General features: G+C 68.2%; 20 protein-coding genes. 12 read left to right on the forward strand and 8 right to left on the reverse strand.

Translation table 11 applies throughout. The annotated features are described in order from the left end of the window. Nucleotides 1-11: 11 nt before the first annotated feature. The 3 genes from B7K25_RS12095 to B7K25_RS12105 form a co-directional block, all read right to left on the reverse strand. Entirely contained in the window at nt 12-1,418 is a 1,407-nt protein-coding gene (locus B7K25_RS12095; RefSeq protein WP_234988248.1) for a mannitol dehydrogenase family protein, read from the reverse strand. Next, nucleotides 1,415-2,815, reverse strand: a complete 1,401-nt coding sequence (gene uxaC, locus B7K25_RS12100; RefSeq protein ID WP_084106316.1) for a glucuronate isomerase — start codon at nt 2,813-2,815, stop codon at nt 1,415-1,417. Before uxaC ends, B7K25_RS12095 begins: the two co-directional genes overlap by 4 nt. A gap of 67 nt (nt 2,816-2,882) precedes the next feature. Further along, complete coding sequence (locus B7K25_RS12105) at nt 2,883-4,112, reverse strand: LacI family DNA-binding transcriptional regulator (protein ID WP_084106317.1); 1,230 nt, start codon at nt 4,110-4,112, stop codon at nt 2,883-2,885. A 59-nt stretch (nt 4,113-4,171) separates the two neighbouring features. Between B7K25_RS12105 and eda the strand changes: the two genes are divergently transcribed. The 5 genes from eda (at nt 4,172) to B7K25_RS12130 (ending at nt 10,217) form a co-directional block, all read left to right on the forward strand. Beyond that, nucleotides 4,172-4,828, forward strand: a complete 657-nt coding sequence (gene eda / locus B7K25_RS12110; RefSeq protein ID WP_084106318.1) for a bifunctional 4-hydroxy-2-oxoglutarate aldolase/2-dehydro-3-deoxy-phosphogluconate aldolase — start codon at nt 4,172-4,174, stop codon at nt 4,826-4,828. A gap of 1 nt (nt 4,829) precedes the next feature. Next, on the forward strand, nt 4,830-5,933 hold the full coding sequence (locus B7K25_RS12115) for a sugar kinase (RefSeq protein ID WP_084106319.1): 1,104 nt from the start codon (nt 4,830-4,832) through the stop codon (nt 5,931-5,933). Nucleotides 5,934-6,021: 88 nt separating this feature from the next. Then, nucleotides 6,022-7,227 carry a mannonate dehydratase gene (uxuA, locus tag B7K25_RS12120; RefSeq protein WP_084106320.1) on the forward strand — a complete coding sequence of 402 codons (1,206 nt, stop codon included), beginning with the start codon at nt 6,022-6,024 and terminating at the stop codon, nt 7,225-7,227. A 206-nt stretch (nt 7,228-7,433) separates the two neighbouring features. Then, nucleotides 7,434-8,405, forward strand: a complete 972-nt coding sequence (locus B7K25_RS12125; RefSeq protein ID WP_084106321.1) for a nucleoside hydrolase — start codon at nt 7,434-7,436, stop codon at nt 8,403-8,405. 78 nt (nt 8,406-8,483) lie between these two features. Then, the gene (locus B7K25_RS12130) at nt 8,484-10,217 is read left to right on the forward strand and encodes a glycoside hydrolase family 3 protein (protein ID WP_234988250.1); all 1,734 of its coding nucleotides are present in this window, start codon (nt 8,484-8,486) and stop codon (nt 10,215-10,217) included. Between the two features lie 199 nt (nt 10,218-10,416). Here B7K25_RS12130 and B7K25_RS12135 read toward each other — a convergent pair whose 3' ends face one another. Next, nucleotides 10,417-11,385 (reverse strand): alpha/beta hydrolase, encoded by a 969-nt coding sequence (locus B7K25_RS12135; RefSeq protein ID WP_084106323.1) that lies wholly within the window; start codon nt 11,383-11,385, stop codon nt 10,417-10,419. A gap of 245 nt (nt 11,386-11,630) precedes the next feature. On the opposite strand from B7K25_RS12135, the gene B7K25_RS12140 reads away from it, so the two are divergent. Both B7K25_RS12140 and B7K25_RS12145 read left to right on the forward strand, forming a co-directional pair. Next, complete coding sequence (locus B7K25_RS12140; protein WP_084106324.1) at nt 11,631-13,283, forward strand: alpha/beta hydrolase fold domain-containing protein; 1,653 nt, start codon at nt 11,631-11,633, stop codon at nt 13,281-13,283. Between the two features lie 53 nt (nt 13,284-13,336). After that, complete coding sequence (locus tag B7K25_RS12145) at nt 13,337-14,329, forward strand: LacI family DNA-binding transcriptional regulator (protein ID WP_084106325.1); 993 nt, start codon at nt 13,337-13,339, stop codon at nt 14,327-14,329. Between the two features lie 28 nt (nt 14,330-14,357). Here B7K25_RS12145 and B7K25_RS12150 read toward each other — a convergent pair whose 3' ends face one another. After that, nucleotides 14,358-15,830, reverse strand: a complete 1,473-nt coding sequence (locus B7K25_RS12150) for an MFS transporter (RefSeq protein WP_144018998.1) — start codon at nt 15,828-15,830, stop codon at nt 14,358-14,360. A gap of 106 nt (nt 15,831-15,936) precedes the next feature. Here B7K25_RS12150 and B7K25_RS12155 point away from each other — a divergent pair, with 106 nt between their 5' ends. The 5 genes from B7K25_RS12155 to B7K25_RS12170 all read left to right on the forward strand — a co-directional run bounded on the left by B7K25_RS12155 (nt 15,937) and on the right by B7K25_RS12170 (nt 22,210). Then, entirely contained in the window at nt 15,937-16,947 is a 1,011-nt protein-coding gene (locus tag B7K25_RS12155; RefSeq protein ID WP_084106327.1) for a Gfo/Idh/MocA family protein, read from the forward strand. 49 nt (nt 16,948-16,996) lie between these two features. Further along, nucleotides 16,997-19,249 carry a glycoside hydrolase family 3 C-terminal domain-containing protein gene (locus B7K25_RS12160; RefSeq protein ID WP_084106328.1) on the forward strand — a complete coding sequence of 751 codons (2,253 nt, stop codon included), beginning with the start codon at nt 16,997-16,999 and terminating at the stop codon, nt 19,247-19,249. A 126-nt stretch (nt 19,250-19,375) separates the two neighbouring features. Beyond that, on the forward strand, nt 19,376-19,522 hold the full coding sequence (locus tag B7K25_RS13770) for a hypothetical protein (protein ID WP_159450206.1): 147 nt from the start codon (nt 19,376-19,378) through the stop codon (nt 19,520-19,522). Between the two features lie 16 nt (nt 19,523-19,538). Continuing rightward, the gene (locus B7K25_RS12165) at nt 19,539-20,567 is read left to right on the forward strand and encodes a zinc-binding dehydrogenase (protein WP_200807961.1); all 1,029 of its coding nucleotides are present in this window, start codon (nt 19,539-19,541) and stop codon (nt 20,565-20,567) included. Nucleotides 20,568-20,827: 260 nt separating this feature from the next. Next, nucleotides 20,828-22,210, forward strand: a complete 1,383-nt coding sequence (locus B7K25_RS12170) for an amidohydrolase family protein (RefSeq protein WP_084106329.1) — start codon at nt 20,828-20,830, stop codon at nt 22,208-22,210. 123 nt (nt 22,211-22,333) lie between these two features. On the opposite strand, the gene B7K25_RS12175 is transcribed toward B7K25_RS12170, so the two are convergent. From B7K25_RS12175 to B7K25_RS12185, 3 genes are read right to left on the reverse strand one after another with little or no spacing between them, the layout of a single operon-like run. Then, nucleotides 22,334-23,350, reverse strand: a complete 1,017-nt coding sequence (locus B7K25_RS12175) for an AEC family transporter (protein WP_084106330.1) — start codon at nt 23,348-23,350, stop codon at nt 22,334-22,336. After that, the gene (locus tag B7K25_RS12180) at nt 23,347-24,558 is read right to left on the reverse strand and encodes a Gfo/Idh/MocA family protein (RefSeq protein WP_084106331.1); all 1,212 of its coding nucleotides are present in this window, start codon (nt 24,556-24,558) and stop codon (nt 23,347-23,349) included. Before B7K25_RS12180 ends, B7K25_RS12175 begins: the two co-directional genes overlap by 4 nt. After that, on the reverse strand, nt 24,555-26,567 hold the full coding sequence (locus B7K25_RS12185) for a DUF6807 family protein (protein WP_200807962.1): 2,013 nt from the start codon (nt 26,565-26,567) through the stop codon (nt 24,555-24,557). The genes B7K25_RS12180 and B7K25_RS12185 overlap by 4 nt, the downstream gene beginning before the upstream one ends. Nucleotides 26,568-26,766 lie beyond the last annotated feature (199 nt).

Consider the following 26,766-nt stretch of genomic DNA (forward strand, 5'->3'; position numbering starts at 1 on the left):
GAGTCGAGGGTCTAGGCGCCGTTCACTGCAGGCAGCGCCCAATGCTCGCCGTCGTGCATGTGCGCGCGCACCCGTTCAACAAAGCCTTCGGACCGCGCAAGCGAATCGCTCACCAGTGCGACGAGCGCGGCTACCGGGTCCTCTCCCCCAAGTGCGATGTCGATGTCGGCGGCTCGAGCGTCCCGGTGCCTGTCATGGCGCAGCACGAGGTTGATCCAGCTCGCGAGCACCGCGGCGCTGCCGTCTGCCGTTCGGTGGGCGGCGCGCTCAGCGAGCGCCACGGGTGCTATCCGAATTGCCAGCTTCGTGGATGAATCCTCGGCGATCTGCGCCAAGCGATGCGCCATGCGCGGGTTGTCGAATCGATCCCACAGGTCGCGGCAGTACGTGTCGCTCTCGACGGCCTCCGGCAGGTGCCGAACAGCCTCGGACCAATACCCCTCGACCAAGCTCCGGCAGTGCACGTCGCGCGTGGCGGAGGCCACGGTTTCTGCACCTCGAGCGAGGCCGAGGGTCGCGAGCGCGGTGTGGGCGCCATTGAGCAGCCACAGCTTTCTCGTGTCGAATGGGGTGATGTCCTCAGTGAACTGTGCCCCAGCGCTCTCCCAGTGGGGGCGGCCAGCTGGGAAGTCGCCACACAAGATCCAACTGGCGAAGGGCTCGGTCACGACGGGCAGCGCATCGTCGATGCCGACCCGACGGGGGCCGTCGACGTCGCGTTCGGCGGATCGTGGCGTGATGCGATCGACGGACGTCGAGACGAACGCTACCTGAGTCTCGACCCACTCGACGAGCTGCTCGGAGACTCGGGATGCGAGCGCGAGCACTGCGCGACGCACCGTGCCTCCGTTGTTGGGCATGTTGTCGCACGGCACGATGGCGATGGGCCCTGCACCGGCACGGCGCCGCGCCTCGAGTCCCACGGTGATGAGTGCGAGGGGAGTGCTCACGGCGCCGCCGGTGGTCAGAGCCGCGATGTCCGCCGCGACCGCAGCGTCGTGCCAGTCCGGCTCGCCGTTGGCTCCAAGTCGGTAGCCCGCCTCAGTCACCGTCGTGGTCACGACGGCGGTCGACGTGCGCTCGAGGTAGCTGATGAACGTGTCCACCTCCGCGATGGAGTGGGCGGCGACGATCGAGTCGATCACCTCGACCATGTCCTCTGACGGACCGCGGGTCGTCACGGTGTAGAGGCAGTCCTGCTCGCGGAAGACGTCGAGCACGGCATCGCCGCTCCCGCCGGCACGACCGGTGAAAGCCGCGATACCCCACTCGCTGGCGTCGGAGGCGTGAGCCGTGTACCAGGCCTGGTGCGAGCGATGGAACGCGCCCAAACCGATGTGGACGATGCGCACCGGCGCCGCGGCCCGTCGCGTCGCGTCCCTCCTCAGCGCTCGTGGCACCACGTCCGAAGCGCTCACAGTTTGAACACCTCCCGCGGAATCGCGTCGACGGTGTCGGCCATGATGCGCTCTGCGGTGCTCATGCTCACGCGGCCCTCGGCGACGAGTCGCGCGAGGTAGCTCGCGTCGGCGCGCCTCGCGACGTCGTGCCGGGCGGGGATGGAGAGGTAGGCACGGGTGTCGTCAATGAAGCCGGAGGTGCGATAGAAGCCGGCCGACTCCGTCACCGCCGAGCGGAAACGGGAGATGGCGTCAGGAGCGTCGATGAACCACCACGGCGCTCCTGCGAACACAGACGGGTAGAAGCCGGCGAGAGGCGCAAGTTCGCGTGAGTACGTCGACTCGTCGATCGTGAAGAGGACGAGGTGGAACTCCTTCTCGGTGCCGAAGGACTGCAGAAGCGGTCGCAGGTTCTCTGTGAACTCGACGCGTACGGGGATGTCGTGGCCCGTGTCCGGGCCGAAGGCGTTGGAGGTGGCGGTGTGGTGGTTGCGCCGAACACCGGGATGGATGGTCATCACGAGGCCGTCATCCACGCTCATCGAGGCCATCTGCCACAGCATGTGCCCTCGGAACTCGCGGGCGCCGTTGGCATCGAGTGTGCCGGCAAGAGCCCGTTGGAAGAGGTCGTCCGCCGTCTGTCGGTCCAGTTCGCAGGTGTATGGCTCGTAGACGCCGTGGTCGGCGGAGACTGCGCCGTGCTCCACGAAGTGCTCGCGACGCGCGCGCAACGCATCGAGGTAGGCACCGAACGTCGCGGACGGTTCACGTGTGGCGGCCAGAAGCTTCTCCACGCGGCCGGCGAAGCCTGCGCTCTCCGGGTCGAGGTAGACGTCGGGCCTGAAGGTGGGGATGACTCGGCCCGTGAACGTCGCATCGGTCGCGAGCGCCGCGTGCGCATTGAGAGGGTCCAACGGGTCGTCCGTCGTGGCGAGAACCTCGATCCCGAACCTCTCAAAGAGCGCTCGCGGCCGCATCTCCGGGGTCGTCAGCGCGGAAGCAACCGTGTCGTAGATGCTGTCGGCCGTCGCGGGACTCATCTCCGAGCCGACCCCGAAGACCCCTGAGAGCGACTCGGTGATCCAGTACGCCGAGGCCGTACCCGCAAACTTGTGCCAGTGCCTCGCGAGCGTGCGCCAGACCTCACGAGGGTCCACGCGCTGCCTTCCCAAGCCAAGCGCGTCAAGCGGGACGCCGTTCGCGTGCAAGAGCCGCGTCACGTAGTGGTCATGAGTGATGAACAGGTTCGCAGGATCCGAGAACGGCGCATCCGTGTGCAGCCACTGGGCAGGCACATGGCCGTGCGGAGAGATGATCGGCGCTGTGGCCACGGAGAAGTAGAGCGCCTGCGCGATCGCGCGCGTGTGCGGTTCAACGGGGAGCAGGCGATCTGGATCGCGCGTCGGCGTCGGCATGCCTCAAGTGAAACCGATGAGAGTGCCGCTTGTCAATCGGTTGCCAAGCGCCGCGATTCGCGCTTCGTTAGCGCGCGCGTGGAGCCACCGCGGTCGACTCTCGCACGACCAGCGCGGTCGACAGCGGCGCGTCGGGCCGCTCGATCACATCGACTCCGATCTCACGCATGAGCGACTCGACCGCGCGCGTTCCGGCCTCCAAGAGGTCAGCGCGAACGGTCGTCAGGGACGGGTTGGCAAAGTCGGCGCCGAAGATGTCGTCGAAGCCGGCCACAGAGAAGTCGCCGGGCACGCTCGCGCCCTGTTCGCGTGCCGCGCGGATGAGGCCGAGTGCCAGGAGGTCGTTGTATGCCACGATGGCACTCGCCCCGGAGGCCTGCGCGCGCTCGAATGCCAACGTCCCAGCGGCGATGGTGGGCGAGTTGGGGCCGATCTCGAACACGGCCAGTCCGCGCGCCCGCGCCGCGTCGAAGAGCGCCTGCCAACGTCGGGTGTTGATCCACGACCGAGCGGGGCCCCCAAGGTACGCGATCGAACGATGTCCAAGCGATGCGAGGTGCTCGACCAGCTCTTCGATACCTGGGGTCACATCTGGCGCGATGTTGACAAGTTCGCCTGCCGCTCGATTGATCATCACCAAAGGCTTCCTCTCGGCCAGCCGGAGGATGTGCTCCTCGGGGAGCCGTGTCGTGGCGAGGATGATGCCGTCGACGAACGGTGCCACGCGGTCCGCCGTCGCCGCCTCGATGCTCCCCGATTCCTGCGACTCGGCGACGATGAGCGTGAAGCCGTAGCGAGCGGCTGCGTTCTCCGCGCCGCGAACTGTGTTGAACACGACAGGGTTCGTCATGTCGGCTACGACGGCGGCAATGGTGTTTGTCCGTCCCGTCGGCAGTGCACGCGCCAGAGGGTTCTCCTGGAAGTTCAACTCCGCTGCCGCTGCACGGATGCGCGCCTCCGTCGTCGCGCTCACGCGACCGGGCTTGTTGAGTGCGCGAGAGACGGTGGAAGGGTTCACCCCGGCGACGCGAGCAATGTCGTAGATCGTGGCGGCGCCGGACTTGCGCCCATTGCGCGTGGGCCTCTGTGGCTCGGATACATCGGACATGTGGGCCTCCCTGCCGCCACAATACCGGTTGCCAAGGCGTTCTTGCGCAGCGTACTCGGGTGTCATGTAGCACCCGCGGTCCGACGCCCGTGGCCCCAACTGTGCGGGAGATGCGACGCCGCGCCTCCCCGGGGCAACGAGGCTTCTCCGCGAGAACGCTGGGTGCTTCCTCGGTCGGATGAGGTACATTGGGCATTCGGTTGCCAACCCGCGGGCGCGACAGGCGCCGTGTCGGAGGAGAGAGTCGCATGGAGTACGAGCCACACGTTCTGGCCCAGTTGGGCAGGCATCGGTTGGTGCCAGTGGTGGTGCTGGACGATGCGGCGGCCGCTGACGGCCTCGCTGGGGCGTTGGTGGCTGGTGGTTTGCCGCTGGCTGAGGTGACGTTCCGTACGGCTGCGGCGGCGGAGTCGATCCGGATCATGGCGGCCCGTGGCGACGTGCTGGTGGGTGCGGGCACGGTGCTGACTGCTGAGCAGGTGGATCAGGCGGCCGATGCGGGTGCGGCCTATGTGGTCTCGCCGGGGCTGAGCCGCGCAGTCGTCGAGCGGTGCGGCGAGCGTGGTGTTCTCGCGCTGCCGGGTGCGGTGACGGCGTCGGAGGTGTTGGCTGCCCTGGAGCTGGGGGTGTCGACGGTGAAGTTCTTCCCCGCGGGCACGTCTGGTGGTGCCGCGGCGGTGAAGGCCCTCGCGGCTCCGTTCGGTGGGGTGCGGTTCGTGCCCACGGGTGGGATCGGACCGGCGAACCTGCACGAGTACCTGAGCATCCCTGCGGTGCATGCGGTGGGGGGATCGTGGATGGTGCCCAGGGACCTGGTCGCTGCAGGCAAGTTCGATGAGGTGACGGCGCTGGTGGCTGAGGCTGTGGCGCTGACAGGCAGTGACAGTGGAGGCGAGGAGGTCTGACATGGCTGTGATCGACGTCAAGGGTGCAGGCGAGTGCCGTTTCGATGCGGTGTCGCTGGGTGAGGTGATGCTGCGCCTGGATCCTGGTGAGGGTCGCATCCGCACCGCGAGGTCCTTCACCGCGTGGGAGGGCGGCGGGGAGTACAACGTGTCCCGCGGCCTGGCTCGCGCGTTCGGCTACCGCACTGGTGTGGTGACGGCGTTGGCGGACAACGAGGTCGGTCACCTGGTGGAGAGCCTGATCCTCGCCGGCGGTGTCGACACCTCTCATCTGGTGTGGAAGGACTATGACGGCATCGGCCGGCAGGTGCGCAATGGTCTGAACTTCACTGAGCGTGGCTTCGGGGTCCGCGGAGCGGTCGGGGTGTCCGACCGTGGTCACACCGCCGCCAGCCAGCTCACGGCAGATGATGTCGACTTCGATCACCTGTTCGGTGAGCTCGGGGTGCGCTGGCTGCACACCGGCGGCATCTACGCCGCCTTGTCGGACACGGCCGCCGAGACCGTGATCGCTGCGGTGGAGGCAGCCCACCGTCACGGCACAGTCGTGTCGTATGACCTGAACTATCGGCCGAGCCTGTGGAAGGCCATCGGTGGCAAGGAGCGGGCCCAGGAGGTCAACCGGGCCATCGCCCCGCATGTGGACGTGATGATCGGCAACGAGGAGGACTTCACCGCCTCGCTGGGCTTCGAGGTCCCCGGCGTGGACGAGGATCTCGAGGACCTGGATGTGGCCGGCTTCGCGCAGATGATCCAGTCCGCCGCGGCAGCGTTCCCCAACTTCCAGGTCATCGCGACCACCATGCGCGGGGTGAAGACCGCCACCGTCAACGACTGGGGCGCCCTCGCGTGGTCCAAGGCCGACGGCGTGGTCCGGTCCACCCAGCGCGACGGGTTGGAGATCCTGGACCGCGTCGGCGGCGGAGACTCCTTCGCCTCAGGACTGATCCACGGCCTGCTCGAAGGCGAGAGCCTCGAGCGTGCCGTCAACCTCGGCGCGGCACACGGTGCCCTGGCGATGACGACCCCGGGCGACACCACCATGGCCACCAAGGCCGAGGTCCACAAGCTCGCCGCCGGCGGCGGCGCCCGCGTCGACCGCTGACCCCACGAGCGCATCGGCTACCCATCCAGCCACCGCATCGGCCACGCACTGCAGTGCCGGCGGGGCGAGACAACGAGGGAGATCCCTAATGGAGAAGACGTGGCGCTGGTACGGGCCCTCGGACGCCGTCACGCTTCGTGATGTGCGCCAGACCGACGCGACCGGCGTCGTGACGGCGCTGCACCACGTCGCAAACGGTGAGGTCTGGTCGGTCGAGGACATCCGCACCCGTCAGCGCGAGTGCGATGACGCCGGCCTGTATTGGTCGATCGTCGAGTCGGTCCCTGTGCATGAGGACATCCGTCGCGGCCTCGCGTCGCGCGATCGTTGGATAGCCAACTACTGCACGACGCTGCGCAACCTGGCTGAGTGCGGCATCGACATGGTCTGCTACAACTTCATGCCCGCACTCGACTGGACGCGGACGGACCTTGATTGGCCGCTACCGAACGGTGGCACGGCGCTGAGGTTCGACGCCAACGCGGTCGCGGCGTTCGACCTGTGGGTTCTCGAGCGGCCGGGCGCCGAAGAGTCGTATGCACCCGAGCGCGTCGCTACGGCGCGAGCCTGGTTCGATGCGGCCGGCTCGGATGAGGTGGAGGCGGTGACGCGCACGCTGCTCGCGGGGCTGCCAGGATCCGAGGAGTCGTACAGCGTCGGCGAGTTCCGTGACGCCATCGCCGCGTACGACGGCCAGACGCACGATTCGATGAGAGGCAACCTCCAGTACTTTCTCGAACGGGTCATCCCCGTCGCGGAGGAGGTCGGCGTCCGCATGGCAATCCACCCTGACGATCCGCCGTTCGACCTCTTCGGCATCCCGCGAGTGGTTTCTTCCATGGCCGATGCGCAGTGGATCCTGGACGCGGTGCCGTCGCCGGCGAATGGCCTCACGTTGTGCGTCGGCTCCTATGGCGTGCGCGCCGACAACGATGTGGTCGAGATGGCCCGCCGCTTCGCGGACCGCATCTATTTCTCCCACCTCAGGTCCACCCGCCGCGAAGCCGACCAAGAGAGCTTTCACGAGGCGGTGCACATCGACGGCGACATCGACATCGTGGGCGTGGTGCGCGAACTCGTGTGTGAGGAGCGCCGGCGTGGCGAAGCCGGTCCCAGGATCTCCCTTCGCTCCGACCACGGTCATCGGATCCTCGACGACCTCCGCCGCGACAGCGCACCCGGCTATCCACTGATCGGGCGCATGAAGGGGCTCGCCGAGGTGCGCGGCGTGGAAGTCGCCGTGAATCACGCCCTGGACAGCGCTGCATCTGAGCAGCCACCTGCCGAGCAGTGATGGCGATTGACGACGATGCGATCTCAACGTAGCCTTTTGGCAATCGATTGTCATCGCCGTTTGCCATGGCGTGGGCCGGAGCCGATCCTCAGGAGGAACGCGGCTGCGGGGCCAGTCGCGACGAGTCTGACAAGTGAACCCGACGGCGTGTCCAGCGCGCCGTCGACTGATGACGCGGCGCCATCGCACCGCGGAAGGAGCAGGGCATGACAACGACTGAGCCATGGAGCTCGGACCGCATCGAGGCGCGCTCGCGCGTGGTCATCGACAACGACTTCTGCGGAGATCCCGACTGCGTCGTCGAGATTGCGCACCACTTGCTGTGCCGAAGCATCGAGATTCCGTTCGTCGTGTCCTCTGCTGTTGGCGTGCACCACCCTGAGTGGACCGATGACTGTGTGACGCGCGGCGTGGGTGTGGTGCGAGAGGTCGCGGAGCTGGCCGATAGGGACGACGTCGTGGTCCTGGAGGGTAGCAACCTGCCTATGGCCGACGCATCGACGCCGGCTGTGAGCGCGGCCGCAGAAGCCCTCGTGCGCGAGGCTATGCGTGACGACACGGATCTGCCGTTGTACGTCGCCTGCGGCGGAGGCCTCACGACGGTCGCAAGCGCGCTTCTGCTCGAGCCGCGCATCGCGGATCGCATGACCGTGATCTGGCTCGGAGGCGAGAAGTACGACATGACGGCGGACGAGCTTCCCCCGGACGTGCGGTGGCGCGAGACGAACGTCAACACTGACATGACCGCCTCGCGAGTCGTCTTCAACGACTTCCAGGTGCCGTTGTGGCAGATGCCGCAGGGGGTCTTCAGCCAGGCGCTCATGTCGCGCAGCGAGGCATGGTCGCGGGTGCGCTCTCGAGGCGCACTCGGGCGCCACGTCTTCGACCAGATCGGCCACCGCGTCGACGCTTGGTCACGAGGGCTCAAGATGGGTGAGGCCTACGGCCTCGGCGACCACACCCTTGTCTCTCTCACAGCGCTTGGCGGCCCCTACAGCCCTGAGCCGTACACGAGCGACTACACCGACGTGCCGCGACCGTCACTGCTCGAGAACGGGCTGTACGGCGAGCAGTCAGATGCTGGCACGATACGCGTGTACTCAAGCATCGATGTGCGCCTCCTCTTTGAAGACTTCTACGGCAAGCTCGACGAGTTCGCTGCTACCCGCGAGACCTGAGCCGCCATGGCGGGGCGACACCCCTACGAGGACCCCACGGTCGACGTCGAGCGTCGCATCGATGACCTGCTTGCTCGCATGGAGCTCGAGGACAAGGTCGGCATCCTGTACCACCAGTACATGGGCGTCACTGATCCCGAGCGGCCTGATCAGTACGGGCGACCGGGAGCGGCCGAGCACATCCGCGAGCGACGCATGTCCGCCTTCTTCGTTCAGGGCTCGCCGCCGGCCGCTCGTGACCTCGCCGAGATCCACAACGCGCTTCAGCGTGTGGCGCTCGAGCATCCTCTAGGGGTGCCGGTGACGCTTGCGACGGATCCACGACACTCGGTGACCGACAACCCGCTCACGGCGAACGCCGCGGGCGCAGCATTCTCGGCATGGCCTGAGGCACTGGGCCTGGCGGCGACTCGGTCGACGGAGATGGTCGAGGCGTTCGCTGAGACGGCCCGTCAGGAGTACCTGGCGGTGGGTATTCGTGTCGGCGCACACCCGCAGATTGATCTCACGACGGAACCACGGTGGGCGCGGATGGTCGGAACCTTCGGGGAGGATGCTGAGCTCACCGGTCGCCTTGGTGCGGCCTACGTGCGTGGATTCCGAGGACCGGATGGCGGGGACATCCTCACGCGTTCCTCGGTTGCGACGATGCCGAAGCACTTCCCGGGTGGCGGACCGCAGAAGGACGGACTTGATCCTCACTTCTCCGACGGCAAGGCGCAGGTGTATCCGGGAGGGTTCTTCGAGTACCACCTGCAGCCGTTCATCGATGTGATCGAGGCCGGTGCGACGCAGATGATGCCCTACTACGGCATGCCCGTGGGCACGGAGCACGAGGAGGTGGGCTTCGCGTTCAACAAGTCGGTGATCACTGGGATCCTTCGAGAGCGCCTGAAGTTCGACGGGATCGTCTGCACCGACTTCGGTGTGATCACCGGTTACGGCGAACACTTCCCCGCCAAGGCGTGGGGAGTCGAGCACCTGAGCGAGGAGGACCGTGTGGTCCGCCTCCTCGAGGCCGGTGTGGATCAGTTCGGCGGCGAGAGCCATACGGAGCACCTCATGTCCGCGGTGAAGGGCGGACGCGTCACGGAAGCACGACTCGATGAGTCTGTGCGGAGGTTGCTGCGCGAGAAGTTCTTGCTCGGCCTCTTCGACGGCGCGCGCTTCGTCGACGCAGATCGGGCGAACGATGTCGTCGGGCGACGCGACTTCCGTGAAGCCGGAGTGGCGGCGCAGAAGGCGTCTCTCACTCTTCTCACGAATGGGTCCGACGATGCGCCCACGCTGCCAGCGCGGGCCGGCGTCAAGGTCTATGTAGAAGGAGTCGATCCGGATGCCTTCGCGGGCTATGCGGACGTCGTTGCCAGTGCATCGGAAGCTGACCTTGCCGTCGTGCGCGTCAGTGCGCCCAACCACGCGGACCCGGCCAAGAGCTTCCTCGGTTCCATGCACAAGGGGAGCCTTGAGTACTCACCGGAGCAGCGCGACCACCTGCTTGACCTCATCGACACCGTGCCGACGGTGATCGATGTGTTCTTCGACCGACCGCCGATCCTCGAGCCGCTCATCGGAGCTGCGGCGCTGATCGCTTCCTTCGGCACCGCTGACCGTCCTTTCGTCGAGGTTCTCTTTGGCGATGGCGAGCCCTGCGGATCGCTGCCTCTCGACGTGCCCCGCTCCATGGACGCGGTACTGGAGAGTCGGGAGGACGCTCCGTTCGACACGCGCGACCCGCTCTTCCGCTTCGGGCACGGTCTTGCATACGGTGCATCGGCAGGCGACAGGACACGCGCCGAAGCGACGTCCTGAAGCCGAGGCGGTGGGGCTGCGCGCAGTTCCGTCGGGTCCGAGAGCCGGAGCGCGGTGCGTACCTGCGACAGCCGGCCCCTGGTCATTCACCGTGGTGACGGCAATGTGCGGCGGACCGTCGCGAAGTGGTGGCACCGCAGACGGGGGAGTGCATTGGCGCCGCCGCATGCCCGACGTGGCGCTCGCGGAGACGCGGGTGCTACCGAGGGCCTGAGGGGCCGACGTGGCCGGACAGGAACTCGGCGATAGCTTGCAGCGTGCTCTCGACCTCTGGGAGAGACGGGGGCAGCTGCAGGAATCCGTGTGGCATGCCAGACACATCGAGGAGCTGAGCATCGTTTCCTGCGGCCGCGGTCCTGCGGACGAACTCATGCGCGTGACCCGCCAGATCGTCGTACTCGGCGGCGACCACCAAGCTCGGCGGCATGCCGTGGAAGTCGGCGTCGTCAAGGCTTGCCGGGACGCCCCCCTCCGCGACAGGCTCTGATCCAATGTAGGAGTCGAACATGAACTCGACCGACGGTTGAAGTATGCGGAAGATGGGGGGCACGCGGTCGATGTCCCCCGGAAGATCCACGCCCGGGCTCGTTCGGAACAGGAGCGGGTAGACCAGCGCAAGTCCTGCTGGCAAGGACGCGTTCCGCTCCCGTAGTTCGAGCGCCACGGTGGCGCACAGCGATGCGCCGGCGGAAGCACCCGCGAGCACCACGGAGCGGGGCGTGAGGTCTAGCCCTTCTGGCGAGCACGTCCAATCCAGGGCTGCGAGAACCTCGCGGTGCAAGGCGGGAAAGTGGTGGTCCGCCGACGCAAGGCGGTAGTCAACCGACACGACCGCAGACCCGGTGCGCGCAACGATCTCACGTGCAAGTCCGTCGGACTCCCTGTCCTGGACGCTCCCGCCGAGGAACCCTCCGCCGTGGACACACACGACTGCGGACGCGATCGCACCATGTGCTGGCCTGTACAGCCGGGCTTCGACCGGATACGGGGACCAGTCACTGTTGATGCGCACCCGTTCGGGTTCGACCGTAGGTGACTCCAGGTCTCCTGGGGCGATATACGTGGTCGCGAGGCGCTCGCGAAGCTCGGGGTCGGTCATGAGGCGCGCGGGATCAACAGTGCGGGCCCACCCGAGGCGGGCGTCGATCTCGGGGTTCAGCTTGCTCATCCTTGAGGCTCTTCCTGTCTGGGCGAAGCGTCCGCGTCGGGGGAGCGGCGATACAAGGCGCTGTCACCTTGACCGGTGACCACTTGTGCGGTTAGTGTCACGATACACCTAGCCGACTCACGCTGTGTCGGTTCGTCGCGTGCAGCCCATGACGGCCACCTGAGCGAGGCCGCTCGACCGTTGCGATCACTTCAACACGCTGCTGGCGGCGTTCACGGCGCACGCACCAGCAAGGAGACGCCGCAGTGGCCGACAATGACGTGACGCCCGAACCCCTTGTCATCCCGGAGCGCAAGATCCCGTGGCCGACCACCATCAGCGCTGAGGCCCTGCAGATGTCGCAGTTTCTCTACGGGCTGCCGCGCACTCCCGAGCCCCCGGGCACTGACGCCGCAGCGTGGGCCCGGATGCTCAAGGACTCCGCGCCGACAACCCCCGAGCAGATTCTCGGCACGGCGATGGGAACCGTGGGCGGTGTGCGAACGCAACGGATGCTGCCGGTGAGCGAGGTCACGGTCGGGGAGGTCACCGTCTTCACCGCGCCGTCCCCACACGACGACGCCGCCGACGACCGCGTCCTGTTCGCATTGCACGGAGGCGGCTGGACTGATGGCGGCGGCGAGGTAAGCCGAGCGGCCGCGAGTCTCGTGGCCACCACGTACGGCCTGCCTGCCTGGGTCGTCGACTACCGGATGCCGCCCGAGCATCCGTATCCTGCTGCCCTCGACGACTGTGTCGCCGCCTACCGTGAACTGCTGACCTCTCGCGACGCCAGCCGCATCGCTGTCTTCGGGATGAGTGCTGGCGGCAATCTCGCGGCGGCGCTGATGCTACGCCTCGCTGCTGAGGGCGTGCCGCTCCCTGCCGCTCTGCTCTTGAACTCTCCTGCGGTCGATCTGACAGGCCAAGGGGACACTGTGGAGACCCATCGGTTGGGTGACACGATTCCGTCGGGCCGCCTCACCGAGCGCGCACGACTCTACGCGGGTGGGCACGACGTCACCGATCCTGGCCTGTCACCGTTGTTCGGTGACGTCTCCGTCTTCCCGCCCACCACGTTGATCACGGGCACTAGGGACGTCCTACAGTCGGACACCGTGCGCCTGCATCGCGCGCTGCGCGAAGCGGGCGTGCGGGCCGAACTGCATGTCTTCGAAGGGGCACCGCACGGCCTGTTCGCCGGACAGGCCCCGGAGGACCGAGAGGCAGCCAGGGAACTGACCGCCTTTGTGGACGAGCACATCCCGCTGCATGGATTCGAACAGCGCGATATGGCGTTCTACCTCAACCTCTTCGCGCCGATGCTCGAGCGGCAGAAGGCCATGCGCAACAGCCAACTTCAGGAGGTCGACGTCCCTCCGGGCGCGCTCCTCTTCCTCGGCGACAGCATCACCGAGCAGGGGCTCTGGAGCGAATGGTTCGCCGGCAGTCCGGTTGCGAACCGCGGCGTCGGAGGTGAGCGCTCGGACGAGGTGCTCAAGCGCACCGGCAGGGAGCTCAACTCGCCAGCCGCCGTATCACTGCTCATTGGTACCAATGACCTGACTGCCGAGGTCGCGGAGGACGAGATCGTCGCCAACGTCGACGCGATCCTTTCGCTCGTGCGCGACCGGGCCGGGGATGTGCCAATCGTGGTGAGCTCGGTGATGCCGCGGACGGCGGAGCTCAGGCAGCGGATCGAGTCGCTGAACGCGCGGTACCACGAGCTGGCGGCCAAGCACGGCGCGGCATTCCTGGACCTCTGGCGCGTGCTTGCGACTGACGAGGGCGCAATCAAACAGGAGTTCTCGCTCGACGAGCTTCATCTCACGGGCCCCGGATACGCGGCGTGGGTAGAGCTGCTGCGTCCCGAGCTTGTGGGGTCGCTCACGGACGCTTCGGTGAGTGACGCGCTGTAGGCGCCGGACTGGCACGGCCGCAACGGGCTCAGGCGCTGTGCCAAACTCTTCCAATGACTCGACCCGTCGGACCGAAGCGCGCCACGAGCTGGGACGTGGCGCGCGCGTCGGGCTTCTCGCGGAGCACTGTCAACGAGATCCTCAACGGTCGAGGCGACCGGTTCCCTGAGGCTACCCGCGCCCGAGTGCTCAAGGCGGTCGACGACTTGTCGTACGCGCCGTCGCCAGCCGCACGAGGACTCAGGACAGGACAGGGATCGACGGTCGTTGTGCTCGTTCCGGCGGGCACGCTTCCCCCGGCGTTCCAAGATTCCATCGTCGAACTGCAGGCCGTCGTCTCCGCACGGGGATTCCACGTGCTGGTGCAGTTTGGAGTCGCAGACATGGACACGATTGTCAGCGACCTCCGCAAGCTTGCGCCGGTGGCGATCGTGAACTACAACGTGCTCGCTCCGGACGCGGCGGCTCAGCTGAGGCAGACGGGTGCCGTGGTCGTTCCTGACAGCGGCGCGTCCGAGGTGGATGAATTCGACGCCTACGTCGGCGCGACGCTCGTCCGGGCGCTCGTGGAGCGTGCTGGGCGGCGACGCTTGCTCTTCGCTCGTCCGGACGGCGCTCCCGACTACTCGAGCGGAATGGGGCGGTTTCGAGGCGCCTCGCGGGCGGCCCAGGAGCTGGGTCTCTCGCACCCGGAACTCGTGGAGATTCCCCTGGAGCCTGGCGCTGCAGCTGAGGTCCTCGAGCCAGTTCTCGAGAAGCGCCCGCCTGTCGCGATTGCGTGCCAGGTCGATGTCGTGGCACTGGCGGTGCTAGCAGCGTGCAGACAGCTCAAGGTGTCGGTGCCCGAGCAGGCGGCGATCATCGGGGTCGACGCCACGCCAGAGGGCCAACTGTGGTTCCCGCGTCTCACGACGCTTCGCATTGATCAAGCTGACGTGGGTCGTGGGCTCGGAGCAAACCTCCTAGGTGCGATAGACCGAGTGGAGCCGGGTCCGTCTGCCGCCGGGTTCCCTCAACTCCGGCTCGTCGAAGGCGACACGGCGTGATGAGGAGGCCCCGGGGAGACTGGGCTCTCTAGGCGTGCGCCGCGGGGCTCGCAGCCGACGTGGCCTCGAGGTGGGCCTCCACCTGTGGGCGGTGACGGTCGACGTTGAGGAACAGGAACACCACGATCGCGAGAACTCCCGCGACAAGCGGCAGGTAGACGTATGCCGCTGTGATGGCGAGCCTCGCAGATTCACCCTGGGTCGATGCTGCCGCGTCGTACCCTCCCCAAGCGAGCAGCCAGCCGACGACCGCCGCCGACAGGCCGGTGCCAATCTTGAAGCCGAGCGAAGACACGCTGAACGTGAGGCCCTCAAGGCGCAACCCGTACTTCCACTCTCCGTAGTCGGCGATCTCGGCGAGCAGTGGCATGCTTCCGACTGCAAACGGCACAAGCCCCAGTCCGCGGATTGCGAGGCCTACCAGGAGGACCGGGAGGCTGTCGGGCGCGATGGCGACGACCGCAGTCCCGAACACCGTGAGGCCAAAGCCGACGAACATCACCGGCCTGCGGCCGAACTTGCCCATGAGCGTGGGCATGAGTGGGATCCCGGCCACTGTCGGCAGGAGGCTTGCGATGGCGAGGAGCCCATACAGAGTGGCGTCACCGAGCACGTCGTTCGCGAAGTACACGGCCCCGGCGGCGATGAACCCGTTCAGGCCGTTGACCATGATGAACAGCACGGTCGCCCAGAGGAAGTAGCGGTTGCGGAACAGGGTGCGCAGCATCGTGCGTGCGGGCACCTTGGGGCCTACGCGTGAGCTGTCGTTCGTCACCACACGCTCCCGGGTCCCGGTGAACACCACGAGGGCGGTGGTCACGGCGATCACCGCATAGATCCCCGCCGTGGACGTCCACGCCGCCTGGTCGTTGCCGAGGGCCTCCACCAGCGGAAGGGTCGCTGTCGACGCGACCAGACTCGTGAGAATCGAGGCGAAGAACCTGAATGTGCTCAGGGACACGCGCGTCTTGGTGTCCGCCGAGATCACCGAGACCAGAGCTCCGTAGGCGACGTTCGCGGCGGTGTAGAAGACCGCCATGAGCAGCGAGTACATGATGATCGACCAGACGACCTTGCCGGTGTCGTTCAGTCCGGTAGGGACCGTGAAGATCCCGACATAGACGGCGCCCATGGGTATGGCGGTGAAGAGGATCCAAGGGCGCAGCTTGCCCCAGCGCGTACTTGTCTTGTCGATGAGGACGCCGATCACGAAATCGGTGACGCCGTTGAGTAGCTGTCCGATCAGCAGGATGGTGCCGGCGATCGCAGCACCGATCCCGGCGACGTTGGTGAAGTAGAACAGGGCAAACGCTGCAACCGTTGAGGTGACCAGCGATTGGCCCATGTCGCCGACGCCGTAGGCAAGCTTCTCCTTCAATCGGACTGGTGCGATCGCTGATCCAGTGGTGTGGGAAGCGTCAGTCGTCGGCTCCGTCTGTGTACTCATCTTCGAGGCGCTTTCGTGCTTGAGGAATGGGGGCAGGAGGTGGAGGTGGTCCATCTGCCGCGTGACGGTCACCAGTGACGCGACACGGGTGGTAACGTACCATGTCACGTGACACTAGCGAGACGGCGCGCACTGTGGCGCTGTGCCGAGGGAGGCAAGGATGCGCATCGGGATCGTCGGTACCGGCTCGATCAGCCGTGCCCTTGGCGCAGACGTTGCCCTCGTCGATGGTGTGACGGTGTCTGCGGTGGCATCTCGGAGCTCATCGCGCGCCCGCGCTCTCGCGGCGACCCTGAAGGCCCCCAGCTTCTACGACCGGGTGGACGACCTCCTCGCTGACACCGCGGTCGATCTGGTGTACGTCGCGACACCGACGAGCACGCACAGCGACATCGCCGTGCGGACACTGCGAGCGGGCAAGCACGTGCTGGTCGAGAAGCCGCTGGCGGCCCACCCGGTCGAAGCTGCGCGGATCGCTCACGCGCAGTCGGAGTCCGGACTCTTCGCCATGGAGGCCATGTGGATGAAGTTCGCCGACGGCTACCGGGCGGCGATGGCCTTCGTGCAAGGCGAACGTCTTGGTACGCCCCGGAGCCTCCGCGCGGCGTTCGGGATACCCGCCGGCGCGGCACGGCCGTTGCCCGGCACCACCCTTGACCAAGGCATCTACGCCATTGCGATGGCGCACGATCTCTTCGGAGAGCCGGCCGGCGTTCACGCCGTGGGAACGGTCCTGGACGGTGTGGATGCCACGGTCTTCGCGCAACTTGAGTTTCAGGACGGGGTGGTCGCACAGATCGCGTCGTCACACCGCGAGTACATCGCGCCGTCAGCGGCCATCAGCGGCACGAAAGGGTGGCTCGAGATCCCCGCACCGTTCTGGACGCCGCTCGCACTGCGGATCCACAGCGGCACCGACCCGCTCAGTGCGCTGTTCGGCCCCGAGACGCTCTCGTACCCGGTCCAGGGCAACGGATACGTTCCGATGATCTCTGCAGTCGCTGAAGCCATCGGCAAGGGCGCAACCGAGCACCCGCTGCATACCTTGCGCGATGCGACCGCTTCCCTCCTCACCGCCACGCGCATCCGCGAAGCGCTCCTGCCCGTTCGCGTCGCGCCTCGCGACGTGCCTGTCCGCCCACCAGCTGCGACGCACGGTCGCACCGCGTAACGCACGCGCAAACACCGCCACCCCACCTCAACAAGGACTGAACACCACCATGAGCCAGCAAGACTCGCCGGACCCCACATCTCTGCCCCTCGACACGCGCATCGGGCTCACGAGCGGAGCCGACTTTTGGACGACGCGGGCAGCCCCAGGCGTGCGCGCAGTGTCGCTGGCTGACGGCCCCAACGGAGTCCGTAAGCAGGAAGGAGCCGCTGACCACCTCGGGTTGAACGCGAGCTTGCCCGCGACCTGCTTTCCTCCGGGGCCCGGGATGAGCCAGACGTGGGACGCCCCGCTGATCGGCCGGGTGGGCGAGGCCCTCGCTGCCGAGTGCCACGAGCTCGGCGTGGACGTACTTCTCGGTCCCGGGATCAACATCAAGCGCGACCCTAGGGCCGGTCGCAACTTCGAGTACTTCTCCGAGGATCCGATCGTGTCGGGGTACCTTGCCGCCGCGTGGGTCAAGGGCCTGCAGTCGCGGGGCATCGGAGCGTCCGTGAAGCATTTCGCCGCGAACAATGCGGAGTTCGGCCGCATGTTCATGAGTTCCGACCTCGAGGAGCGGACGCTGAGGGAGATCTACCTTCGTGCATTCGAGCGGGTGGTCCGGGACGCCGAGCCATGGACCGTGATGGCGGCGTACAACCGTGTGAACGGCGTCTTTGCAACAGAGAGCCGATGGCTGCTCACCGAGGTTCTCCGAGACGAGTGGGGATTCGATGGCGTGGTTGTCAGTGATTGGGGTGCCGTGTGGGATCGCGTTGCGTCGCTCTCCGCGGGCCTTGACCTTGACATGCCCGCGAACCCCCGCCACGTGGCGGAGGTCGCCGACGCGGTCCGCGACGGCTCGCTCGGCGAGGACGTTGTCGACGTCGCGGCGCGAAGAATCATCGCTCTCTCGCGCAAGGCCTCCGCTCGCGCCGTGCCGCGGGAGGCGGTGGACTTCGACGCCCACCACGCGCTGGCGCGAGAGGTCGCTGGAAAGGCGATCGTCCTTGCCAAGAACGACGGCGGGCTACTACCTCTCCCGCCGTCGGGCACCGTTGCCGTGGTCGGGACGTTCGCTTCGTCGCCCCGGTTCCAGGGCGGCGGCAGCTCCAACATCAACCCTACTCGTGTCGACCTCCCGATCGACGCCATCCGCGCGGCGGCCCCGGACGCGACCGTCACCTTCGAGGAGGGCTCTGGAGATTCCTCCAGCGTCGCAGCCGCCGCTCAAGCTGCGGCGTCGGCGGACGTGGCCGTGCTGTTCGTCGGACTGGCTGATCGCGATGAGTCAGAGGGCTTCGATCGTGACCACATCGACCTCCCGGCAGAGCAGCTCGAACTCATTGATGCAGTGCTCGCTGCTCAGCCGCGCACGGTCATCGTGCTCTCCCACGGTGGGGTGGTGCGCGTCAGACCGTTCATCGACCGGGTGCCTGCACTACTCGACTGTGCTCTCCTTGGCCAGGCGGGCGGTGGAGCCATCGCCGACGTTCTCTTCGGAGCGGTCAACCCCTCCGGCCGGCTTGCGGAGACCGTTCCCAGGCGTCTCGAGGATGCCGGGTCGTACCTCACCTTTCCCGGCGAGGGAGGTCACGTCCATTACAGCGAGGGAATCTTCGTCGGTTATCGCTGGTACGACGCTCGAGCCATGGATGTCGAGTTCCCCTTCGGCCATGGTCTGTCCTACACCTCGTTCGAGTACGCATCCGCGGGAGTCTCGGTCGACCCAAAGGTGTTGACGGTGGCAGTGGAGGTCACGAACACAGGACCTGTGCGGGGACGTGAGGTGGTCCAGGTGTACACCGGCCACACCGCCTCGGCCTTGGTCCGGCCGCCTCGCGAGCTCAAGGGATTCGCGGTCGTTGAGTTGAGTCCGGGCGAGTCGTCTGAGGTCACCGTCACCATTCCGCTTGAGGACATGAAGATCTGGCACGAGAGGACATCGACCTGGAAGCTCGAGCCGGGCACGTATCAGATCGAGGTCGGGGCCTCATCGCGAGACATCCGCACTGCTCAGACGATCGACCTCCCTGGAGACAGCTTCCACGTCCCGATCTCCTTGGAGTCGACGCTCGCCGAGGTCGCGATGCACCCGGGTGGCATGGAGGTCATGGGGGCGCTGTTCGGTGCGGGGCCGTCCCCGCTCGAGGACCCGGCGGACGATGCCGGCTCATTCGGAATGGACCTACAGAAGACAGCCGTGTCCATACCCCTGCGCGTCGCACTCGACTTCGCAGGTGGGGCGATTGACCATGCAGAACTCCAGCGGGTCATCGCGCGTGCGAACGACAGTGCTCGCGAGCCAGGACGCGGGTAGCGGCGCTTGCGCCCCGCGGCCGGGTTCCTAGTCCGCCGGCGCGCTCCGCGCTCGGGCAGGCTCGATGCACGACGGGGCTTCCGGACAAGCCCAAAGCAATCCGAGCGGACCAACTGAGGAGCCACTGTGGCGAAGCTGCCGTTCAACCGAGACTGGCGCCTTCGCAAGACGACCAACCTGTTCGATGAGGTGGGCGGGACGGCTGAGCCCGCCGAGTTCGCCACCTCGCCGCACGACGTCACTCGTGGAGTGGCCGCTCACTACTACTACTGAAATGAGGCATGTTCACATGAGCCCCGACATGCGGTCCGTCATCATCACTGGCCCAGGCAACCTCCAGAGTTCTACTGTTCCTGTCCCCACGATCGGAGCCGACGACGTCCTCGTGCGGATCCGCGCGTGCGGAATCTGCGGTGCCGACCCGCACGCGCTTGCCGAAGGTGGCATCCCCGCCGGCACGCCGGAAACCCCTCTCGGGCACGAGCCGGCAGGCGAGGTCGTCGAGGTGGGGGTGGCCGTCACTGGGCTCGCGGTCGGTGACCGCGTGGTGATCGATCCTACGGGCGTCGCCGATGCGATCATCGGCGGTGGAGGACCTCAGGGCGCCCTGAGTGAGTTCATCGCAGTCCGGAAGGCCGATGTAGGGCGCAACATCATTCCCTTCCCGGCTCATGTGCCCTGGCACGTCGCGGCGCTCGCCGAGCCGCTTGCGGTCGCACGCCGCGCTGTTGACCGCACCCTTCCTCGGCCTGAGCACACAGCCATCGTGTTTGGCGCCGGACCGGTGGGGCTTGGTGCGCTCCTTGCGTTGAAGGCCCACGGGGTGAAGCACGTGGCGGTCGCTGACGTTCAAGAGAACCGGCTGAAGAAGGCGCTCGCGCTCGGCGCCGATGCCGTCATCGACTCAAGCCAGGAAGACGTGCGCGGCCGCCTGATTGGGTTGCACGGTGAAGCGACCGATGCGTTCGGGCGGCAAGGGCTGCCCGGAACCGACATCTACCTGGACGCTGCCGGTGTCCCTGCCGTGCCAGCGACAGTGTTCGCTGGACCAAAGCTAGGCGCGGTCTACGGCATCGTTGGCATTCACCGCGAGCCGATCACGTTCGACTCGCAGATGATGATTCCCTCGGAGCTCACCATCGTTCACTCCATGGGTCACCCGACCGAAATGGCCGATGTGATCGTGGACATCGCGGCCAACGTCGACAAGTACGCCCTGATCGTCAGTGATGTTGTTCCTCTGAGCGAGGCAGCGAGAGCAATCGAACTCGCCGGCACGCCCGGGGCGACAGACAAGGTAGTTGTCACTCTGGATTGACGGCCCTTGGGTAGCCCGGCTGAGCGGCGCCAAGCACGCCGCTCGGCCGCAACTCGGTTCGCCTAGTCCCTACTCCCCGAACCTCCCGCCCTTCCCGTAGGAACGTTCTCTGCGCGGAACATGCTCGGCGGGCGCGCTGGAGGAACGAAATCCGCCCGGAGCGCCGATGCCCGGGTTGGGTGGGTCACCGAACGTCGTCTCCGCGAAACGGCTGCGAAACCCCGGCCTGGTGTGATGGCCTCTCCGAGCGAGGAGAGCCCATGCCTGTCGAGATCCTGACCGCGGACGTGGTCGTGCCCATGACGCCCGACCGGGCGATCCTCACGGATGCCGGGGTGGCGATCGACGGCGACCGCATCGTCGAGGTGGGCGCGCGGGACGCGCTCGCGGCCGCGCACCCAGGGGCAACAGCGAGACACCTCGACGACCACGTCATCATGCCGGGCCTCGTCAACGCTCACCACCACTCCGGGATGCTCCGCGGCACCGCCGAGCAGCTGCCCGTGTACGAGTGGCTGCGCCTGCACATCGACCCGATGCACCGGGTCCTGACGGCCGAGGACGCCGAGGCCGCGGCGTGGCTCTGCTACGCCGAAGGCCTCCTGTCGGGCACCACCACCGTTGTCGACATGTGGCGGTACATGGACGGTGCGGCCCGTGCCGCATCGGCGCTGGGAAATCGCCTGGTGACGGTCAACTACGTGGGCGAGCACCCCGACTTCGACTACTTCGACACCCTCGACGACAACGAGCGGATGCTCGAGGAGTGGACCGGCGGCGCGGACGGCCGCGTCATGCCGTGGGTCGGGCTGGAGCACCCGTTCTACGCGGACGAGGCCGGGCAGCGGCGCGCCATCGCACTGGCCCAGCGCTACGGGACCGGCCTCTACACCCACTGCTCCGAGTCGAGCCTCGACGTGGAGCTGTTCCTCGAGCGCACGGGAAAGCGCCCCATCCCGGCGCTCGACGCGCTGGGCTTCTTCGACGTTCCGCGCGCGATGCTCGCGCACGCGGTGTGGCTCGACGACGCCGAGATCGCGCTCATGGCCGAGCGCGGGGTGTCCGCGTCCCACAACCCGGTGTCGAACATGAAGCTCGCGAGCGGCATAGCGCGCGTGGCGGAGATGCTCGACGCAGGAATCGACGTGGGGCTCGGCACCGACGGCGAGAAGGAGAACAACAACCTCGACATGTTCGAGGAGCTCAAGGCCGCCTCGCTGCTGGGCAAGCTGCGCGCGATGGACGCCGCAGCGATGGACTCGTGGCAGGTGCTCGAGATGGGCACGCTGGGCGGCGCGCGGGCGATCGGCCAGGGCCACAGGCTCGGCTCCCTCGAAGCCGGCAAGCAGGCTGACCTCATCGCGGTGCGCACCGACACCCCGCGCATGACGCCGCTGCTGACCGAGGGTCCCTACGCGAACATCCACCACAACCTCGTGCACGCGGTGCGGGGCTCGGACGTCTCGCTCACGATGGTCGCCGGCAAGGTCCTGGTCGACGGCGGCGAGCTGCAGACCGCGTCGATGCCCGATCTCATCGCGCGCGTGCGCGGGCTAGTGCCGGACCTGTTCGCTCGTCGCACCGCCTACCTCGACTCTGCGGGCGAGCAGACGGGGCTCATGAGCGGGCTCGACGAGGGATAACGGTCCTCCAGGGTGCTCGCCGCGCGCATACCGCGCAGAGAGACTTCCTACAGAGAGCGGGGCGCAGAGACGGAGCGCCGATGCGCGGGCTGGGGTAGGTGCCGGCCCGTCAGTAGGATGGGGCTACAGCAGCAGCGCGGCCACCACGAGCAGCACCGGCGCGCACAGCGCCGTCGTGATGAGGCACGCCCGCGACGCCAGATCAATGGCGCAGCCGTACCGGTTGGCGAACACCACGACGTTCTGCGCGGTCGGCAGCGCGGCCATCGCGACGACGACGGCGAGCGCGCCCGAGTCGAGCCCTACGGCGGAGCCCACGAGGAACGTCAGCAGCGGGTGCACGACGGCGCGGGACACGGTCGCCACGACGAGCGGGATCGTCAGCCCGGCGTGGTCCGCGTCCGCGCCGACCTTGCGCGCCCCCACGAGCGACATGCCGAGGGTGAGCAGCGCGAGCGGAGGCGCCGCGGCACCCACTAGCTCGAACGGCGCGAGCGCCACGTCCGGGATCTGCCAGGGCAGGAGCGCGAGCGCCAGCCCCACGAGTGCGCCGATGGTCAGCGGGTTGCTGAACGCCGTGCGCAGCGGACCCCGGCGCCGCGCCCCCGAGGCGGCGTTGCCGCCTTCGCCGGCGAGCGCATCGGCGCTCTCGGAGCGTGCCCCAGCGCCGCCCCCGCCCACCCGCACGGGCGACGCGTCGGACGCGCGGTCGAGGATCGTGAACGCGATGGGCCCCATGACGAGCAGCTGGACGAGCATGGTCGGCACCACGGCGAGCGCGTCCCCGAAGAGGTACACCGCGAGCGGGATGCCCAGGTTGCCGGCGTTGACGTAGGAGCCGGACAGCACGGTCATGGTGGCGCGGCCCGACGGCAGCCTCAGCAGCCACCGCGCGACGACGGCGAGCACCACGGCGAGCGCGAGGGTCACCCCCCACGTGACCGCGGCGCCCGAGGAGGCGAGACGCGACAGGTCGGCGCGAGCGACGGTGCCGAGCAGCAGCGCCGGACCCGCGACGGCGAAGCACACCGTCGCGAGCACCTGGCGCGATTGCGGCGGCAGCCATCGGTACCGCTCGATGAGCCACCCCGCCGCCACGATGACACCCATCGTGACGATCGCGGCGAGGACGTCGGTCAAGCGTGCGTCCAGGGAGCGCCCAGCTCCGCGAAGGTGCGGCTCGTGTAGGCGACGCGCTCGCACCACTCGGAGATGTCGCGCACGACGGGGCGGCGGTCGTCGCCCTCGCCGAGCCAGTCGACGTGCTCGGCGCCGATGGGTCGCGGGTCGCTCGCGGTCCGCACCGCCTCCATGACGCGCATGAAGGCGCCCGTGTCCCGCACGTCGCACACGAGCGAGCCTGGGCCGCCGCCGCTGCGGCGCGCCTCGATGAGGTTCTCGAGCAGCGAGTCGCGGGCGTACGTCTTCTCGAGGTCGATCGCGTCGGTCACGATACGCACGGTATCCGTCTCGTAGGCGAGTTCGATGCGGCCGCGCGTGCCGTGGACGATGATCGTGGCGGGCGTCCGCTCGGGCGCGCACAGCGTCAGCCCGAAGCCGCACCGAAGCCCGTCGCTCGTCACCACTCGGACCGAGGACGTGTCGTCGGACTCGATGGGGTTCGCGTTGTAGAGGTCGACCACGATGTCCGCGACGTCCGCGCTGCGGGTCGCGCCCGCGATCCTCAGTGCCGTCGCGACCGCGTGGGCGAGAGGGTTCGTCACGACGCCGTCGACCACGTCGCGGCCGTCGAGCGTGCGCCGGCCGGCCCAGGGAGCGCGGGCCCAGTAGCCCGCGGTGCGCACCCACGTGCCCACCGCGCCCACGCCGGTCACCTCGCCGATCTCGCCGTCGGCGATGAGGCGCTCGATCGCGGGGATCGCATGCGAGCCGAAGGTCTGGAAGCCCACCTGGCACAGCCGGCCCGTCTCCTCCGCGACCGCGACGAGCGCGGTGTGCTCGGCGAGCGAGGCCGCGGTGGGCTTCTCGAGCAGGACGTCGACGCCGGCGCGCATGGCGGCAGATGCGAGGGGCAGGTGGGTGGGGATGGGTGTCGACAGGATCACGACGTCGGGGCGGACCTCGGGCTCGGGCGCCGACAGCAGGTCGCCGAGGGTGGGGAACCACGGGGCGCCCGTGCCGGCCGCGTCCGAGCCGTGGCGTGGCCCGCTCGGGCCGCCGGTCGCCGGGGCGTCTCCGTCGGCGAGCGGACGCGGGTCGACGAGCGCGGACAGCCGCGCCGCGCCGGAGTCGCACAGTTCTTGAATGCGCCGCAGGTGGGAAGCGCCGTGGCCGTGGATGCCCACCAAGGCGACGGCGACGGGCGGGGCCTGCGGTGGCGCGGTCACCGGATGCTCGCCGCCTCCGCCGCGAGCGCCGCGGCCTCGTCGTGGCTGAGCGCGCGATCGAGCAGCACCGTGGTGAGGCCGATCTCGACGGTGCCGCCGGCGGGCACGCTGAGGGGCTCGTCCCACGCGAGCGCGGGGCCGGCACCGGGGTATTCGTCCGCGCGCACGAACCACGGCTGCGGCTTGCCGTGTTGGACGGCGAGCCACGTGGTGGTGCCCGAGGGCCGGCGCTGCACGAACGCGAGCCACGGCGAGCGCGAGCCGTGCGCCAGCTGCTCACTGTCACCCGCGGCGCTCAGCACGTGCGCGCGGCCCTCGAGCGGCAGACGCCAGAACCAGCCGCCGTAGCCGGCGCCGGGCCGGCCGTTGGTCGCCGGCGAGCCGATGGTGAGCGCGCCGTGGTCCGCGCGCAGGATCGTGCGCCACGACAGCGCCCACGCCTCGTGCGACGGCAGCAGGTGCCCGGACAGCGTGCGCGACTCCTCGACCTGCGGCACGTCCTCCTCGTCATACCAGCGCACGGCGTCGTAGAGGACGTGATGGTCGGTCGAGTCGACGCGAGCGCCCGCGCTCTCCTGACGGCCGTGGTTGGGCAGCAGGGTGGGGCCGACGTCGCGCACGAAGGTGCGACCGCCCCAGTAGCTGGTGCCGTTCACGTCCGGCACGGCGATGGACGCGCCGTAGTGGTGGCGGTGGTCCACCGGCCCGGACTCGGTGACGACGGCGCCGCCGAGCGTGTGCACGGGGTGCAGGTAGGGGCGGCGGGCGTGCACCACGGGCAGTCGCTCGCCCGACTCGTACCGGGCCAGACGCTCCCCAGCCCACTCCAGCACCAGGGCCTCCCCGTCCTGACGCCACTGCGGAGCGGAAGGCGCGGGCGCATCGGCGCTGTGAACGCTGTCGAGGGCCGACGGTGACGTCGCCGTCGATTCGGGCGCGGCCGCCGAGACCGAACCGGTGCCGACGGGGGCGAGGCCGCCCTCGGCGACCGACCGCGGCACGGGCCCGGTGGAGGCGCGCACCTCGAGCCGGGGCTCGAAGCGCGTCGATGAGGAGGCGTGTCCTTCGTGCTGGTCGATCACTGCGTGAAGCTCCTGCCATGCGTGCCGCCCGAGCTCGTGCTGCGGCACGGCGGCGGTCGTGAGGGTCGGGGTCGAGTATTGGGCCAGCTCGATGTCGTCGAAGCCGGTCACGGAGAGGTCCTTGGGCACGGCCACGCCCGCCTGGTTGAGGGCGGCGAGCAGGCCGAAGGCGACGAGGTCGTTGAACGCCACGACCGCGGTCGCGCGCGCGGCCAGCACCGGCTCGAGGGCGCGGTAGCCGGCGTTCACGGTCGCGCCTCCCGGCACGACGACGAGCTCGAGCCCGTCCGTGACGGCGGCCACGTCCTCGAGGCCCGCGCGGCGGCGATCGTCCGAGGTGCTGGGCGTGGGCCCGGACAGGTAGACGATGCGCCGGTGGCCGAGTCCCACGAGGTGCTCGAGCACGGCCGATGCGCCCGCCCGGTAGTTCACGGTCACGGCCGGGGCGGCGGGGTTGGGGCTGTCGCGGTTGACGAGGACGGTGGGGCTCGCCTGGGTCAGCAGCTCCGCGAGCTGCTTCTCCGGCATGCGCGGGGATACCAGGGCAAGCGCGTCGCAGCGCAGGCGCGCCTCGAGGGCGATCGCGGCCTCGTCGTCGGGGTTCTGACCCGTGTCCGCGACGAGCACGCGGTAGCCGCTCGCGGCGGCCGCCTCGGTGAGCCCCGCGAGCACGTGCTGGAACATCGGGTTCTCGAGCTCGGGCACCACGAAGGCGACGGTCTCGGTCCGCCCGAGCGACAGGCTGCGGGCGATGTTGGACGGCCGGTAGTTGAGGCGGGCGGCCGCGGCGCGGACGCGCTCGGAGATGTCGGCGTCGACGGTCGCGCGGCCGTTCATCACCCGCGAGACGGTGGACCTGGACACGCCGGCGGCCGTCGCGACGTCAGAGATCGTCACGCTCGCTCGGCGCTGGCTCACCTTGGGCATCGGCCCCTCCATACGTGCTCCCGCCGCCTGCGTCGCGCGTCGTTGCGCTCGTCCTGAAGTCGGGAGACTTCGTGTCCTTACCGTGACCGTACACCATTGAGGAACCGGTTCCTAGTGTGCTACGTTCGCAACTGGAAAGCGGTTTCTCGATGGCGAGAGCGTCGAGACACCGACCAGATCAACGATGATCCGGAGGGCT

It is taken from the genome of Demequina sp. NBRC 110056, from assembly GCF_002090155.1.
Taxonomy (GTDB): Bacteria; Actinomycetota; Actinomycetes; order Actinomycetales; family Demequinaceae; genus Demequina.

Excerpts from the sequence above, each read along its gene's own strand:
- B7K25_RS12155 (WP_084106327.1), top strand. The coding sequence starts at position 15,937 with ATGCGCATCGGGATCGTCGGTACCGGCTCGATCAGCCGTGCCCTTGGC.
- B7K25_RS12135 (WP_084106323.1), bottom strand. The coding sequence starts at position 11,385 with ATGAGCAAGCTGAACCCCGAGATCGACGCCCGCCTCGGGTGGGCCCGC.
- B7K25_RS12160 (WP_084106328.1), top strand. The coding sequence starts at position 16,997 with ATGAGCCAGCAAGACTCGCCGGACCCCACATCTCTGCCCCTCGACACG.
- B7K25_RS12125 (WP_084106321.1), top strand. The coding sequence starts at position 7,434 with ATGACAACGACTGAGCCATGGAGCTCGGACCGCATCGAGGCGCGCTCG.
- eda (WP_084106318.1), top strand. The coding sequence starts at position 4,172 with ATGGAGTACGAGCCACACGTTCTGGCCCAGTTGGGCAGGCATCGGTTG.
- uxaC (WP_084106316.1), bottom strand. The coding sequence starts at position 2,815 with ATGCCGACGCCGACGCGCGATCCAGATCGCCTGCTCCCCGTTGAACCG.
- B7K25_RS12115 (WP_084106319.1), top strand. The coding sequence starts at position 4,830 with ATGGCTGTGATCGACGTCAAGGGTGCAGGCGAGTGCCGTTTCGATGCG.
- B7K25_RS12170 (WP_084106329.1), top strand. The coding sequence starts at position 20,828 with ATGCCTGTCGAGATCCTGACCGCGGACGTGGTCGTGCCCATGACGCCC.
- B7K25_RS12145 (WP_084106325.1), top strand. The coding sequence starts at position 13,337 with ATGACTCGACCCGTCGGACCGAAGCGCGCCACGAGCTGGGACGTGGCG.
- uxuA (WP_084106320.1), top strand. The coding sequence starts at position 6,022 with ATGGAGAAGACGTGGCGCTGGTACGGGCCCTCGGACGCCGTCACGCTT.
- B7K25_RS12105 (WP_084106317.1), bottom strand. The coding sequence starts at position 4,112 with ATGTACCTCATCCGACCGAGGAAGCACCCAGCGTTCTCGCGGAGAAGC.
- B7K25_RS12185 (WP_200807962.1), bottom strand. The coding sequence starts at position 26,567 with ATGCCCAAGGTGAGCCAGCGCCGAGCGAGCGTGACGATCTCTGACGTC.
- B7K25_RS12150 (WP_144018998.1), bottom strand. The coding sequence starts at position 15,830 with ATGGACCACCTCCACCTCCTGCCCCCATTCCTCAAGCACGAAAGCGCC.
- B7K25_RS12130 (WP_234988250.1), top strand. The coding sequence starts at position 8,484 with ATGGAGCTCGAGGACAAGGTCGGCATCCTGTACCACCAGTACATGGGC.
- B7K25_RS12165 (WP_200807961.1), top strand. The coding sequence starts at position 19,539 with ATGAGCCCCGACATGCGGTCCGTCATCATCACTGGCCCAGGCAACCTC.